This window comes from Aquimarina sp. AWH4_224 (assembly GCF_056160245.1).
Genome location: NZ_JBSWWU010000007.1, coordinates 65968 through 80960, shown reverse-complemented (window position 1 = coordinate 80960; position 14993 = coordinate 65968). Strand labels below are relative to the sequence as shown.

Below are 14993 nucleotides of genomic sequence, written 5' to 3'. Positions count from 1 at the left end.
AATGAAAATACTAAAGAATATATTCATGCTATTGTTATCTTCAGTTTTGATGCTTTCGTGCGAGGTTGAGGATGGTAGCAATTTAAATGGACCTACTACAGATACTATATCTGAGGATCTGTCTAGAGCAGAATTGGTACAAGCAATGTCAGGAGTTTTGGCTGATATGAGAACTAGATTAGGAACTCAGGTCGATGTGCAAGCTGTAGCAGGTAGAGAATACTGGAGATTTCAGAGTTCTGATCCTCGTTGGACAGCAGATTTACTTACGGGTACTCTAGACGATAATACGTTTTATACTACAGTTCCTTATGCTTCGAGATATGGAACGGTAAAGGATATCAATCTGCTTTTAGAGGGTTTAACAAACTCATCTGCAGATTTTACTGATACCGAAAGAGCTGCAACCAGAGGGTTTGCGAATACACTTAAAGCTCATGAGTTATTAATGGTGTTGAATCTACAATTCCAGAATGGAATTCGTTTGGATGTTTCTGATCCAAATAACCTGGGGCCATTCGTAGGTTATGATGAAGCTTTAACAGCAATATTTGATATGCTTACTACGGCTGCAACCGATCTTTCGAATGGAGGAGCTGATTTTCCATTTACAATTCCTGAAGGGTTTGACGCATTCAATACACCTACTGCTTTTTTAGAGTTTAATAATGCGTTGGCAGCAAGAGTAGAAGCCTACAGAGGGAATTATACTTCTGTATTAACACTGCTTGGAAATTCATTTATGGATATGGCAGGAGATCTTAATGCAGGAGCTTATTTTACATTCTCTCTAACTGGTGCTGATGTTGCAAATCCATTGTTTTTCGCCTTAAATTCTACCGGGGCAAATGCAAGAATAGCGCACCCATCTTTTATCACTGATGCTGAGGCTGGAGATACAAGAGTAGGTAAAGCAGTAATGAGAACGGCTTCACTAACACAGTCTAATTTGACAGGAGATCACGATGTGTTTATCTATGATAGCAATGTAGCTCCTGTGGCTGTCATGAGAAATGAGGAGTTAATTTTATTAGCTGCAGAAGCGAATCATATTGCGGATCCTGTTGCTGCAGTAGCAGCAATAGATGTGGTTAGAACCGCAGCGGGATTACCAGGGTATACAGGAGGAACTACTCCGGCAGAATTGGTAACCGAAATATTAAATCAAAGAAGATATTCATTGTTTGCAGAAGGTGGGCATAGATGGATCGATTTAAGAAGATTTAATCGACTGGGAGATCTACCGTTGGATAGATCTGGAGATGCTACATTTGAGCAATTCCCTACACCTGCCAATGAAAATAGATAGAGACAAGATATCTTCTACATCAATAAAAAACGCCGCAATTTGCGGCGTTTTTCTTTTATCAATTTACAAACCGTTAAGTATTAAGCTGTAGCTGTAGTAGCTACAGGTACTTCCACGTTTTTCTTTCTACGTACCCATACTTTAAATCTATTCACAATAAAGAACAAGCAAGGAACGATAATCAATGTTAAGAAGGTAGCGATAATCAATCCGTAGATCACAGCCCAAGCTAATGGTCCCCAGAAAATTACATTATCACCTCCGATATATATTTTTGGATCAAAATCAGTAAATAGAGAGAAGAAATCTACATTAAATCCAATTGCAAGCGGGATTAGCCCTAGTACCGTAGTAATAGCCGTAAGCAATACTGGTCTTAAACGTGCTCTACCTCCTTTGATAATGATTTTCATTACTTCATCATTAGGTAGTAATTCACTTTCAGGAATATTCAACTCTACTTTCTTACGATCGATAAGCAGTTGCGTATAGTCTAGTAGTACTACACCATTATTTACTACAATACCGGCCAATGAGATAATTCCCATCATCGTCATCATAATTACAAAAGATGCTCCGGTAACCAAAATACCTCCAAATACTCCTATAAAACTTAAGAAGATAGCGATCATGATAATCGTTGGCTTAGATATCGAACTAAACTGGAACACAAGAATCAACATGATCAATCCTAATCCGGCAAAGAAGGCTCCCATCAAGAATGCCATTTGTTTACCCTGTTCTTCAATTTGTCCTGTGTAGTCGATCTTAACTCCTCTAGGTAATTCCTGGAAACTTGCCATTTCGGTTTGAATCTGAGAAACAATTGCCCCAGCATCTGTAAATCCTGGTTGTAATCCTGAATATACAGTAACTACTCGTTTTGTATCTCTATGCTTGATCGCGCTAAACGATGAAGTGTTTTTTTGCGAGGCTACTGCAGAAACAGGAATCTCTTTTAACTGCCCAGATGCCTGATCTCTGAACGTAATGTTCTGATTAAACAGTGCGCTAGTATTGTATCGGTTTTCGGCATTAAATCGTACGTAGATATCATAATCTTCTCCGTCTTTTTTATAAACTCCAGCTTTTTCACCAAAAATAGAACGACGCAATTGATTACCAACCTGACCAGCAGCTACACCAAGCTCTCCAGCTTTTTCACGATCTACCACCACCTGCATGGCAGGTTTACCTTTGTTTACATCAATTTTTAACTCCTCGATTCCTGGGATGTTTTTCTCATTGATGAAATTACGCATCTGCTCCGCAATGTTGATCAAATCGTCGTAATCCGGGCCTTCGATCTCGATATTGATAGGGTATCCAGCAGGTGGTCCTACAGGATCTTTTTCGACAGAAATAGCAACACCTGGATAAATCCCCTTTAAGTCTTCTTGTACCTTTTGACGTAATACCTCAGAGTCTTTTCCTTTTCTGAATTTATACTCGCGCATAGTAGCCGTAATCTTAGCTCGGTGCGGCATTTCGGCATTACTACCTCCATCAGTTTGTGGGTTACCTGCACCTTCACCTACTTGAGAGACTGCAGATTCTACCAGGAAATTATAGTCCTGTCCTTCTACGTATTCTTTGTCATTTACAACGGCATATACACGTTGCTCAATTTCTTTGGTGATGGCATTGGTTTTATCGATATCCGTTCCTTGAGGATATTCGATATAAACCACAATCTGATTAGGCTTATTATCCGGGAAGAACTCCACTTTGGTACGTTGGCTTCCAATTGATGCACCAAACATCGCAAAAACAACGAACAATAATATAAAAGTACCGAAAGTAAAAGCATAGGATCTCCATCCTCTTAAGGCAAGTCCTAAAAATCTTTGGTACTTATCTTCCAACCAAGCTAATATTCTTCTTTGGAAAAAATTAGCGGCACCTTTTAACACATATCTATATACCCAGAACATAATAGCAGTTACGATCATTAAGGTTCCTAACCCTCGTACTGGTCCTCCTATAATTAGAATAAAAGTACCAATACCTCCTAGGATAATACTGAGTCTTATCAATTGTTTACGTGACAAAACTTTTTCTCCAGTTTCCATAAATTGTGAAACCAACATGGAATTGATAAAAATGGCCACAAACAAGGATGACCCCAATACAACGGATAAGGTAATCGGGAAATAAATCATGAATTGTCCCATCACACCTGGCCACATACCAAGAGGAACAAATGCAGCTACTGTTGTTGCTGTCGAGATGATAATTGGGAAAGCAATTTCACCAATTCCCTTTTTTGCGGCTTCTATACGTGACATGCCTTCTTCCTCCATCAATCGATATACGTTCTCTACCACCACAATACCGTTATCTACGAGCATTCCTAATCCCATAATCAGGGCGAATAGAATCATAGTGTTCATAGTGTAGCCCAGAGCTGATAGAATCATAAAAGACATAAACATCGACATCGGGATCGCAAAACCTACAAATAATGCATTTCTAAATCCTAAGAAAAACATCAATACTCCTACAACCAGGATAATCCCAAAAATGATGTTGTTTACCAAGTCACTTACCTGGTTTTCGGTCTTTTCGGATTGGTCGTTAGCAACACTGATCGAAAGATCTTTTGGAAATACATCTTCTTTAGCTTCTTCCAAGATTACATTGATCTTTTCTACCGCTTCGATCATGTTTTTTCCAGATCGTTTTTTTACGTCCAACATCACCACGTTCTCACCATACTCTCTTGCATATGTGGTTTTGTCTTCTTCTTTAAAAGTAACCTTAGCAATATCTCTAAGGTAAACTGCACCATTTTGTGATTTTACTACAAAATCATCAAGTTCAGAAGGGCGATCAATCTCTCCTAAAATTCGAATAGTACGACGCTGGCCACTAGAAATCATATTACCGGCAGACATCGTCATGTTTCCATTTCGGATGGAGTTAATCACATCATCAAAACTTACCTGGGCAGCCATCATTTTGTAAATATCTACAGCTACTTCAACCTCTTTTTCTTGTGCCCCTCGAATGTCTGCTTTTTTGATTTCAGGTAGATCTCCAATTTCATCTTCCAAGTACTCTGCATACTCCTTTAATTTGTCTACTGGATAATCTCCGGTGATATTGATGTTCATAATCGGAGTTTCTTCAGAGATACTCAAATCAAAAACATTCGGTTCTACCTTGGCTCCGTTAAAGGTAGGCCAATCTTCATTCGCTTTTTCAGAATCTACTTCATCCTTTACCTTTTGTTTGGCTTCAGGAACAGATAATTCTTCGTCGAATTCAACAGTAATGATTCCGTAATCCTCCTGCGAAGTGGATAAGATTTCAACCACATTACTAACATTCTTCAGCTTATCCTCTAGAGGGTCGATGATCAATCGTTCTATATCCTCAGAAGTATTACCAGGGTAGGGAACACTGATATAGATTTTGGTTTCGTTAATCTCTGGGAAATTCTCTCTCGGCATCGAAAAATATGCCGACAACCCCAATACTAGAAATATACCGATCATTACATAGATCGTAGTAGGGTTGTCTATCGCCCAAGACGATAGTTTAAATTCCTTATCTACTTTTTTCTTGTTGACTTGCATAGGGTTTTTAGTTTAAAATTTTCACTTTTTGACCATCTTTTACACTTCTGGCTCCTTCGCTAATTATAGCATCTCCATTAGCAACACCTTCTAGGATTTCTATAAAATCTCCCTGTGTTTTTCCGGTCTTTACGATGACTCTTTTAGCTTCGGCAATATTTTGCGCGTCCTTGTCAGAAGTAACATAGGTGTATTGATCTCCTTCTGCATTTTCAGAAAGAATACTCTGCGGAAGCAAAATCGCCTTTTCGTTGGTGTAATCGTTAATTTTTACTTTGGCAGTAAGATTAGGTTTTACTGTACCTCCTTTTGAAGGAATCCCTACTTCAACCATAAATGATCTGTTATTAGGATTGATGTAGTTTCCTACCTGACGAATTTTTGTCGTGATCGTTTGACCAAGTACCGGGAAATACACCTCTACACTTTTACCTACGGTAACACTTGGGATGTAACGTTCTGGTACCTCAGTTTCGATGTACATATCATTAAGATTCACAATACGAATGATCTGATTTTGACCAGGTGATACTACACTTCCTTGCTCTGTAATCACATCGTCGATTACTCCAGAGAAAGGTGCGTTTACCGTTGTTTTTGCCAATTGACGCTTGATTTGGTTTACAGCATTTTCCTGAGCTTCGTAATTAGTCTTAGCTTCAAGATATTGAATCTCAGAACCGATTTTTTGCTCCCAAAGTCTTTTTTGGCGATCAAAAGTAGTCTTTGCTAATTGTGCTCTTACTTCGGCTTGAGATAATTGCTGACTCAATCCACCATCATCTATTCTGGCTAGTAATTGTCCTTTGCTTACTTTTTGACCTTCTTTCACATAGATTTTTGTAAGTACACCTCCCATTTCTGGATACAATACAATGTTTTGCTTGGTTTCAACATTTCCTTGTAATTCCAAGTAGTGATTGAATAAAGTATCCTTGGCAGTAATGGTAGTCACCAAAGGAAGTTTTTTTACAGTATCTAAAGAAGCAATGGCTTCGTCAAGTTGTTTTAATTGGTCAGCTATGGTTTGTTGCTGTCCTACAACTTCGGTTCTTTTGGCACGTAATGCCTGTAGATTCCCATCTTCTATAATTTTATCAATAGATTTCGAACTATCTTGTCCACAAGAGACAATTAATAGTGAAGCGGATAATATGGTAAGTATCTTTTTCATAATGGGTTACTTATTTTTTGGTGTATTTAAAATCGTTTCTAGTTCTGCTTTTTTGTTGATGATATCCAGCATGGTTTGCAATACTTCTTGCTGAGAGCTGTAGAGTTGCAATTGCGCTTGTCTGAGGTCGAAACTTGTTGCTAGACCTTCAGAATATTTGATTTGATTTTTCTTTTCGATACGCTCTGCTAGGGATAAATTTTTCTTCGAGGTTTCGTAATTTTCTATAGACAGTTTATAGTCACTCAACGACGAATTGTATTGTAATTGAATTTGCTGCTGCGCTTGTATAAACTCAGTATTTGATTGCTCAAAAGCAATTTTTGCTTGTTGAGAACGCGCACTTCGTTTTAAGGAACTAAAGATTGGAATATTTAAACTCGCTCCAAGTATAGAAGATTGAAACCAAGGAGTATCACTATCTAAGAATACAAAGTCATTGTCAAATGCTGCGGTTCCATAATTTACAAATGCTGACAGCTTGGGTAAAGCTCTACTTTTTTCAAGCTTCAATTCTAATCGTCGCTGTTCGGTTAGTAAATAGGCCAATCGATAATCTACATTGTTTTCCATAATAAATGGAGTAGTAGCGATAGACTGATCCATGTTTTTCATAGTCAGACTATCCAAATCATCAGTTAATGTTGTATTTGCATCTACATCAACCCCCAATGCCAGATTAAACATTTGTAAAGCAATTTTCTCCAAACGCTTTGCATTACTCAATTGATTCTGAATCTGTAACAAAGTGATCTGTAACTGCTCTACATCTTCCTCTTCTGCCAAACCATTTTCAAAAATCGTTTTGGTTTCATTATAGTTTTTCTCAAGCGCCGCCACGTTGTTTTCAAGAATTTTTACACTTTCCTGAGCGACAAGAACACTACCATAAGCATTGATTACTCCTTTGCGAACTTCGAGCAAGGTCTTTTCTTCAGAATCATTGTTGAACTGAAGAAAACTTTTTGCCGCTTCTAGCCCTACCAGATAGGATCCGTCAAAGATCAATTGGTTTAAGGTGGCTGTTGCAGAAACTTGTTGTTTTACTCCAAATACAACAGGAACAAAAGTTCCGGGTTCTCCTCCAACAATTTCTCCTGGTAGGGGAGTAACCGGTTGTTTTAATTGGTTTTGGTAATCAATAAGCCCACTTATTTGTGGTAACCCGTCAGCTGTGGTTTCCCATTTTCTTTTCAAAGCCTTGGCAACGTCGCGTCTTGCATTAATAGATTGGTAGCTATTTTCTAATGCAAACTCAATTGCTTCGTCTAGTGTAAAAGAATAAGAGGAGCTGGTTGGTGTTTGTTGGGCCTGCAAAGAAATTGCGCAGAGCCAACTAAGACAAAATAACCATAGGTTGTTTCTCATATTTATTGTTCTTTTATTAGATTGTTTAAAATTGTTCGTCCTTTTTCTGTTGTTATTCCCAAAATGTGGTATTCTAAGTAATCGTCCATTAATTTGGCTACTGGAAAATCATTATCAGGGAACATATTTTTATCCTTGATACCGTTGGTGCCAATGAAATAGATTCTAGAGATAAATTCTATATCAATGTTAGATCTAAACACTCCGGTTTCTATTCCTCTTTTCAGGTTGTCTACAACACATTCTTGAAATACTTCAAATTGTTTTTCTTTAAGCCCCGAGTGAATCTTGGGATAATATTTTTGCAATTGATATAGGGGGGCTGTCTTTTCATTTTTAAGGTGCTGCATCACAAAAGCCTTGATCGTATATAGTTCTTCAATAGGATCTAAGGTTTGATCTAGGATGGCTTCAATACCATCACTAATCCTACAAAATAAATGATGTGTTGTAGCCTCTACTAGTTTAGTTTTATTCTGAAAATGCGTATAAATTGTCTTTTTAGATATGCCCATCTCAGAAGCAAGATCGTCCATCGTAACACTTTTGAAACCAAGGCTCAAAAACATATCATTCGCTTTCTCAATTATTTTTTCTTTCATCGTGGGGATTCTTGTTGAGGGGACAAATGTAAGTGCGGAAACTTTTAAAACAATAAAAGTTTCCAAAGTTTTACATTTATTTAACATTGTTCTAATACTTGGAGTGATTTTGTTAACTTTTATTGGGCTTTACTCTATAGTACGACGTTTGTAGCGTGTTTATTTGGACAAATAATTGACATGGCGATCTGAAATTTTGTTTTACCTTAGCACAAAAAAATACAGTGCACACGATTTCTGATTATCAGCGGTTTTTTCTGGAATACCTAGAACAAAAGAACACTACCAAAGAACCCAAAAACCTTTACGAACCCATTACATATATTTTAGGATTAGGCGGAAAGCGTCTTAGACCTACTTTGGTGCTTATGGCTTCAGAGATTTTTGGTCGTTCATACAATGAAGCGTTAGATGCTGCTCTTGCGGTTGAGGTGTTTCATAACTTTTCTTTGATTCATGACGATATTATGGATGATGCGCCTTTGCGTAGAGGAAAAGAAACTGTTCATGAAAAATGGGATATCAACACGGGAATTCTTTCTGGTGATGCCATGTTGATTAATGCTTATCAATTGTTCGAGAATTATCAAGGGGATACCTTCAGAGAATTGGCCATGCTCTTTACTAAAACAGCAATTGAGGTATGCGAAGGCCAGCAATATGATATTGATTTTGAAACCAGAGACGATGTAACCATTCCTGAGTATATGAAGATGATCGAGTATAAGACTGCAGTATTGGTAGGCGCAGCACTCAAAATGGGGGCGATCGTTGCAGGAGCGTCGAATCAGTGCAAGACTGCCATTTATGACTTTGGTAGATTACTTGGTTTGGCATTTCAATTACAAGATGATTATCTGGATGCCTTTGGAGATCCCGAAACTTTTGGAAAACAAGTAGGAGGAGATATTATAGAAAATAAAAAGACGTTTCTGTACCTCAAGGCTGTAGAGTTTGCTTCAGAAAATGAAGAAAAGCAGTTGAGAGGACTTTTTTCTTTAAATCCCGAAGACCCTTCAGAAAAGATAAGTACAGTAAAATCCTTTTTTGAAACCACAGGAGCAAAGGATAGCATTAGAGCAGAGATCGAAGCGTATACCCAAAAAGCTTTTGCAGCATTGGATTCACTATCGATTTCAGAAGATAAAAAAGAGATGCTGCGACTGTTCGGGTCCACTTTAATGAATAGGAGTGTCTAATATTGATCCCAAAGATAGTAGTGCTCTTGTTTTGCAGGAGGCAGTTACTACAGATCTGTATTCAAAGCTGTTGCAGCAACTTCAAAAAGATATGATTCGTGCTGGTATCGACTATATGATTCCCGCTACGATCACACCAGAAGTTTTGGTGGTAGAATTATGTGATTTGATTCAGCAAAAATTGCGCTATCACTTTAACGAATACCTCAATTTTTTGTACGCCGTAGATGTTTCAGAACAAGAAGTCAAAAAATGTACTTCGGAGGATGTTGAAGATATTGCCATCTATGTTACTTCCCTGATCTTAAAAAGAGAATGGAAAAAAGTATATTATAGGAATAGGTTATAAAATTTTAACGGGATGAGACTATATAATTTTATTTGGTTGATGTGTTTTGTAACTCTTTCTTATGCTCAGGAAGAATTTACCAAAGTAGATTTGTCTTTTAGGACTCTTCAAGAAGCTATAGCAAAAAAAGATACGCTTATAACGTATGTTTCTAAAAACTATAAATGCTCAGAAAGCCTATCCGGGAGAATTCAGTATTACTACAAAGAGAACCAATTAAAGTTGATAAAACATACGTATCAGCAGGGTTTTGCCAGAGATGTTTATTTAGAGTATTTTTTTGTTGAAAATGATACCATAAGTTTGAAAACCTCGATCTCTGAGGTAATCCGTATGAATACTCTTTATAAAGAAAGCTCACAAGGTGTATCATCTCTAAGCGCTGAAAAAGTGGTAGAAGTTACTGAGCATGTACTATTTTTTGAAGGAAATAATAGTGTTGGTTGTTATGAAAGAAGACATGGAGAAAAGTTGAGCCAATGGGATGCAGATTTTTTTGAAACTATTCCGTTTGAAAAAAGCAATTGTCAGGAAGATGTTGAGGATATTCGTTTCAAATATAGGTTGTTGAGAAAAGCTGAGAAAAAATTAGAAAATTATTCGAATAGAAAACCTAGTTGTATTTTTCATCTTTGGTGATTTTTAAATCGAAAAATCATTTTCTAAAAAAAACACTCTTACAAAAGGAGCATAGGCGGATCCATAAATGCTCTTGTCGTCATCATACAATACATCATATCGTATACCGAAGCTTACAAAACCAGTACGATAACCAGCGCCAAGAAATAATGCAGGGTACCAATAATCATCTGTAAATGTTTGGTTAGCAGTCTCTATACGTTGACTCACACCCATTTGTTCAAATTCTGCAGATAGTTGAAACTCGGGAATAGGGTTAAATAATCCAATAAGACTAGCACCATAATTGGTGCTTCTGCGTTCTTCGTTAAAAACATCATCATCAAAAGTAGAGTACCCAAAACTAAGCCCTACACCACCACTAAACCAAGGATTGAAATCGTAAATAGCTGCAGGAGCGATTACTGCATTAAAGGTGTCGTTGGTAAATCCAATTCCGATATTTCCACCAAATCGAACCTTTGACCAAAAATTTTCATTTTGCGCAGAAATGTTTTGTAAGGAAAACAAAACAAACGAAACTAAAACAAAACTCTTAATATTTTGAAAAGGAATCATGATCATGATTAATTTTATGAAAAATGTTGCATAAATATAGAGAATTCGATAGCCAATAAATTGTAATTGTTGTATTTTTGTAGCGTTTTGTCGTTAAAAAGACAACTGAATGCTTACTTATGGATAAATATTCATTTTTGAATGCGGCTCATACCGCATTTTTTGCGGAATTATATGACCAATATTTACAAAGCCCCGATAGCGTAGAGCCAAGTTGGAGGGCTTTTTTTCAAGGATTTGATTTTGGTTTAGAAAACGCAGACGGTTTTGGAGAAACCATCTATGTAGAAAAAGAAACCCAAGGAACGATTGCTGTTCCTGAAAATGTACAAAAAGAGTTTCAGGTAGTTCGTTTAATAGATGCCTACAGAACAAGAGGGCATTTGTTTACCAAGACGAATCCAGTACGAGATAGAAGAAAATATACTCCTACATTAGCCTTAGAGAATTTTGGTTTAAGCCAATCAGATTTAAATACGGTTTTTAATGCCGGAGAAATTATTGGGATTGGTCCTAATACGTTAAGCAATATCGTAGTTCACCTAGAAAAGATTTATTGTGATGCTATAGGGATTGAGTACATGTACATTCGAAACCCTGAGGAACGTGAGTGGATTCAGGCCAGAGTAAATTTCAATACCAATAGAACAAAGTTTTCTGCAGATCAGAAAAAACATATTCTCAAAAAATTAAATCAAGCCGTTTCTTTTGAAAACTTTTTGCACACCAAATATGTAGGGCAAAAACGTTTTTCGTTAGAAGGAGGAGAGTCTTTAATTCCTGCTTTGGATGCTTTGGTAGAAAAAGCTGCCGATCTGGGGGTAAAAGAATTTGTGATGGGAATGGCTCACCGTGGTCGATTGAGCACGCTGACTAACATTTTTGGGAAGAGCCCTAAAGATATTTTTAGTGAGTTTGATGGTAAAGATTATGAAGAAGCAGTTTTTGATGGAGATGTAAAATACCACCTGGGTTGGACTTCAAAACGAAAAACAGATAGTGGTAAAGATATCAATATGAATATTGCTCCAAACCCTTCACACTTAGAAACTGTTGGAGCTGTTGTAGAAGGTATTACCAGAGCAAAACAAGATCGTCATTATCAAGAAAATACTTCGGCGGTATTGCCAATTGTTGTACATGGGGATGCGGCTGTTGCAGGTCAAGGTTTGGTCTATGAGATTGTACAAATGGCTAAGCTGGATGGATATAAAACCGGAGGAACTATTCATATTGTAGTAAATAACCAAATTGGGTTTACTACCAATTATCTGGATGCTAGATCCTCTACCTATTGTACCGATGTTGGTAAGGTTACTTTATCTCCTGTGCTGCACGTTAATGCAGATGATGCAGAGGCCGTGGTGCATGCTGCCAATTTTGCATTAGATTTTAGAATGACCTTTAAGCGTGACGTTTTTATAGATCTATTAGGATACCGTAAATATGGTCACAATGAAGGTGACGAACCTCGTTTTACACAACCTAAGCTATATAAGGCGATAGCTAAACATAGAAACCCTAGAGATATTTATGCCGAAAAGTTAATTTCCGAAGGGATTATCGATAAAGATTATGTATCTAATCTCGAAAAAGAATACAAAGCTTCTCTAGAAGAAGAGCTTGAAGATTCTAGAAAACAAGAGAAAACGGTAATTACACCGTTTATGCAAGATGAATGGGCAGGTTTTGAACGTGTTCAGGAGGATGAAATGATGGATGTGGTTAAAACTGCATATCCTAAAACTAAGCTTACTGAAATAGCGGAGGTAATTACAAAGCTTCCTTCAGATAAAAAGTTTTTACGTAAGATAGAGCGTTTAATTGAGAAACGACACAAGATGTTCTTCGAGACCGATGAATTAGATTGGGCAATGGGAGAATTATTGGCTTATGGATCTTTGCTTAAAGAAGGATATGATGTAAGAATGAGTGGGCAAGATGTAGAAAGAGGAACTTTTTCGCATAGACATGGAGTAATTAAGGTAGAAGACAGTGAAGAAGAGGTAACTCTTTTAAATACCTTAAAGGGAGATCAGGGTGATTTCTATATCTATAACTCTTTGTTATCAGAATATGGAGTGTTAGGTTTCGATTATGGATATGCTATGGCAAGTCCAGATACACTTACCATTTGGGAAGCACAGTTTGGAGATTTCAGTAATGGAGCGCAAATTATGATCGACCAATATATATCTTCGGCAGAAGATAAGTGGAAATTGCAAAACGGAATTGTAATGTTGCTTCCTCATGGTTATGAAGGTCAGGGAGCAGAGCACTCTTCTGCTAGAATGGAAAGATATCTGCAGCTTTGTGCCAAGGATAATATGTTCATTGCAGATGTTACAACGCCGGCCAATATGTTCCACTTGTTACGTAGGCAAATGAAAGCCAAGTATCGTAAGCCATTGGTAGTATTTACACCCAAAAGTTTATTACGTGATCCAAAGGCAGTGTCTTCGGTAGAAGAATTTACCAAAGGAAGCTTCCAAACTGTTATAGATGATCCAGATGCAACTGCAAAAGATGTAAAATCTTTGGTGTTCTGTACTGGTAAGTTCTACTATGACTTATTAGAAGAAAAGGAAAAGCAGGGGAGAAATGATGTGGCTTTGGTTCGAATCGAGCAATTGTTCCCATTACCTGCTGCCGAAATGGATAAGATCATTAAAAAGTACAAGGCAGACGAAGTGGTTTGGGCACAAGAGGAGCCTAGAAACATGGGAGCGTTAAGTCATATGTTGATGCATTACGATGGCGCAAAAAGTTTTAGATTTGCAAGTAGAAGACCTTATGGAGCTCCAGCTGCTGGTAGCGCAACGCGTTCTAAAAGAAGACATCAGGAGGTGATTGACTACGTTTTTGATAAAACAAAGGATAATCAAAGAAGGTAAGTAAAATTAAGTAACTCATAGATAAAGAATTTCCGAAGGAAATTATACAAAGGATAAATTCAGAATTATGGCTTTAGAAATGAAAGTCCCATCACCGGGAGAATCTATTACAGAAGTAGAAATAGCTCAGTGGCTCGTTGAGACTGGTGATTATGTTGAAAAAGATCAGGCAATTGCCGAGGTAGATAGTGACAAGGCAACTTTAGAACTTCCTGCAGAGGCAAGTGGTGTGATTACCCTTATGGCGGAAGAAGGAGATGCAGTGGCAGTTGGTCAAGTAGTTTGCCTAATTGATACCGATGCTGCAAAACCTGAAGGTGGCGAAGCAAAAGCGGAAGCTGCTAGCGAAGCTCCAAAAGTTGAAGAGAAAAAAGAAGAGGCTCCGGCTCCAGCAGCACCTGCCAAAACAGAAACCTATGCTACAGGAACAGCTTCTCCTGCAGCCAAAAAAGTACTTGCCGAAAAAGGTATTGATGCTTCTCAAGTACAAGGTACAGGACGAGATGGTAGGATTACCAAAGCTGACGCACTAGATGCTAAGCCATCTATGGGTACTCCTGGCCCTGGTAGTAGGGGAGAAAGTCGAAAGAAATTATCAATGCTTCGTCGTAAAGTGGCAGAGCGTTTAGTTTCTGTAAAAAATGAAACAGCGATGCTGACTACCTTTAATGAGGTAGATATGCAGCCGATTTTTGATCTAAGAAACCAGTATAAGGAGACTTTCAAAAGTAAACACGGAGTAAGTCTTGGATTTATGTCGTTCTTTACACTAGCTTGTGTACGAGCGTTGAAATTATTTCCTGCGGTAAACTCGATGATCGATGGTAAAGAAATGATTTCCTTTGATTTTCAAGATATCAGTATTGCGGTATCAGGACCAAAAGGATTGATGGTACCTGTAATTCGTAATGCAGAGAATTTGAGTTTCAGAGGTGTAGAGTCTGAAGTGAAGCGTTTAGCAATACGTGCAAGAGAAGGTCAAATCACAGTTGATGAAATGACTGGAGGTACGTTTACCATTACTAATGGAGGGGTATTTGGTAGTATGTTATCTACACCAATCATTAACCCACCGCAAAGTGCTATTTTAGGAATGCATAACATTGTAGAGAGACCGATTGTAAGAGATGGTCAAATCGTAATTGCTCCAGTAATGTACGTAGCACTATCTTATGACCATAGAATTATCGATGGTAAAGAATCGGTAGGATTCTTGGTAGCGGTAAAAGAAGCATTAGAGAATCCACAAGAATTATTGATGGATAATAATGTAACTAAGGCCCTAGAGTTGTAAGAGCAAATAATTCTATATAGTAAAAA

11 protein-coding genes are annotated in these 14993 nt (G+C 37.7%); 6 read left to right on the top strand and 5 right to left on the bottom strand.

The features are described from left to right. Position 1: 1 nt before the first annotated feature. Positions 2-1309: a RagB/SusD family nutrient uptake outer membrane protein gene (locus tag ACXAGJ_RS14495; RefSeq protein ID WP_474840882.1), complete on the top strand. Its 1308-nt coding sequence runs from the start codon at positions 2-4 to the stop codon at positions 1307-1309. Between the two features lie 80 nt (positions 1310-1389). On the opposite strand, the gene ACXAGJ_RS14490 is transcribed toward ACXAGJ_RS14495, so the two are convergent. Genes ACXAGJ_RS14490 through ACXAGJ_RS14475 form a run of 4 tightly spaced genes read right to left on the bottom strand, consistent with a single transcriptional unit; the run spans position 1390 to position 8034 of the window. Then, positions 1390-4890, bottom strand: coding sequence for an efflux RND transporter permease subunit (locus ACXAGJ_RS14490; RefSeq protein ID WP_474840881.1), 3501 nt, complete (start codon positions 4888-4890; stop codon positions 1390-1392). 7 nt (positions 4891-4897) lie between these two features. Continuing rightward, positions 4898-6064 carry an efflux RND transporter periplasmic adaptor subunit gene (locus ACXAGJ_RS14485; protein ID WP_473285103.1) on the bottom strand — a complete coding sequence of 389 codons (1167 nt, stop codon included), beginning with the start codon at positions 6062-6064 and terminating at the stop codon, positions 4898-4900. 6 nt (positions 6065-6070) lie between these two features. Beyond that, positions 6071-7432, bottom strand: a complete 1362-nt coding sequence (locus ACXAGJ_RS14480; protein ID WP_473285105.1) for a TolC family protein — start codon at positions 7430-7432, stop codon at positions 6071-6073. 2 nt (positions 7433-7434) lie between these two features. Continuing rightward, positions 7435-8034, bottom strand: coding sequence for a TetR/AcrR family transcriptional regulator (locus ACXAGJ_RS14475; protein ID WP_474840880.1), 600 nt, complete (start codon positions 8032-8034; stop codon positions 7435-7437). 224 nt (positions 8035-8258) lie between these two features. Between ACXAGJ_RS14475 and ACXAGJ_RS14470 the strand changes: the two genes are divergently transcribed. From ACXAGJ_RS14470 to ACXAGJ_RS14460, 3 genes are read left to right on the top strand one after another with little or no spacing between them, the layout of a single operon-like run. Then, entirely contained in the window at positions 8259-9233 is a 975-nt protein-coding gene (locus tag ACXAGJ_RS14470) for a polyprenyl synthetase family protein (RefSeq protein ID WP_474840879.1), read from the top strand. Further along, positions 9226-9582 (top strand): hypothetical protein, encoded by a 357-nt coding sequence (locus ACXAGJ_RS14465; RefSeq protein WP_474840878.1) that lies wholly within the window; start codon positions 9226-9228, stop codon positions 9580-9582. The genes ACXAGJ_RS14470 and ACXAGJ_RS14465 overlap by 8 nt, the downstream gene beginning before the upstream one ends. A 12-nt stretch (positions 9583-9594) precedes the next feature. Next, positions 9595-10221: a hypothetical protein gene (locus tag ACXAGJ_RS14460; protein ID WP_474840877.1), complete on the top strand. Its 627-nt coding sequence runs from the start codon at positions 9595-9597 to the stop codon at positions 10219-10221. Positions 10222-10224: 3 nt separating this feature from the next. Here the strand turns inward: ACXAGJ_RS14460 and ACXAGJ_RS14455 are convergent, their stop codons facing one another. Next, complete coding sequence (locus tag ACXAGJ_RS14455) at positions 10225-10779, bottom strand: alpha-ketoglutarate decarboxylase (RefSeq protein WP_474840876.1); 555 nt, start codon at positions 10777-10779, stop codon at positions 10225-10227. Positions 10780-10898: 119 nt separating this feature from the next. Between ACXAGJ_RS14455 and ACXAGJ_RS14450 the strand changes: the two genes are divergently transcribed. Both ACXAGJ_RS14450 and odhB read left to right on the top strand, forming a co-directional pair. Next, positions 10899-13673 carry a 2-oxoglutarate dehydrogenase E1 component gene (locus ACXAGJ_RS14450; RefSeq protein WP_474840875.1) on the top strand — a complete coding sequence of 925 codons (2775 nt, stop codon included), beginning with the start codon at positions 10899-10901 and terminating at the stop codon, positions 13671-13673. A gap of 67 nt (positions 13674-13740) precedes the next feature. Further along, a complete protein-coding gene (gene odhB / locus ACXAGJ_RS14445; protein WP_474840874.1) occupies positions 13741-14967 on the top strand; it encodes a 2-oxoglutarate dehydrogenase complex dihydrolipoyllysine-residue succinyltransferase in 1227 nt (408 codons plus the stop codon). Positions 14968-14993 lie beyond the last annotated feature (26 nt).

Bases quoted from the DNA above. Each gene is read 5' to 3' on its own strand.
- ACXAGJ_RS14455 (WP_474840876.1), bottom strand. From the start codon at position 10,779: ATGATTCCTTTTCAAAATATTAAGAGTTTTGTTTTAGTTTCGTTTGTT.
- ACXAGJ_RS14495 (WP_474840882.1), top strand. From the start codon at position 2: ATGAAAATACTAAAGAATATATTCATGCTATTGTTATCTTCAGTTTTG.
- ACXAGJ_RS14460 (WP_474840877.1), top strand. From the start codon at position 9,595: ATGAGACTATATAATTTTATTTGGTTGATGTGTTTTGTAACTCTTTCT.
- ACXAGJ_RS14475 (WP_474840880.1), bottom strand. From the start codon at position 8,034: ATGAAAGAAAAAATAATTGAGAAAGCGAATGATATGTTTTTGAGCCTT.
- odhB (WP_474840874.1), top strand. From the start codon at position 13,741: ATGGCTTTAGAAATGAAAGTCCCATCACCGGGAGAATCTATTACAGAA.
- ACXAGJ_RS14490 (WP_474840881.1), bottom strand. From the start codon at position 4,890: ATGCAAGTCAACAAGAAAAAAGTAGATAAGGAATTTAAACTATCGTCT.
- ACXAGJ_RS14485 (WP_473285103.1), bottom strand. From the start codon at position 6,064: ATGAAAAAGATACTTACCATATTATCCGCTTCACTATTAATTGTCTCT.
- ACXAGJ_RS14450 (WP_474840875.1), top strand. From the start codon at position 10,899: ATGGATAAATATTCATTTTTGAATGCGGCTCATACCGCATTTTTTGCG.
- ACXAGJ_RS14480 (WP_473285105.1), bottom strand. From the start codon at position 7,432: ATGAGAAACAACCTATGGTTATTTTGTCTTAGTTGGCTCTGCGCAATT.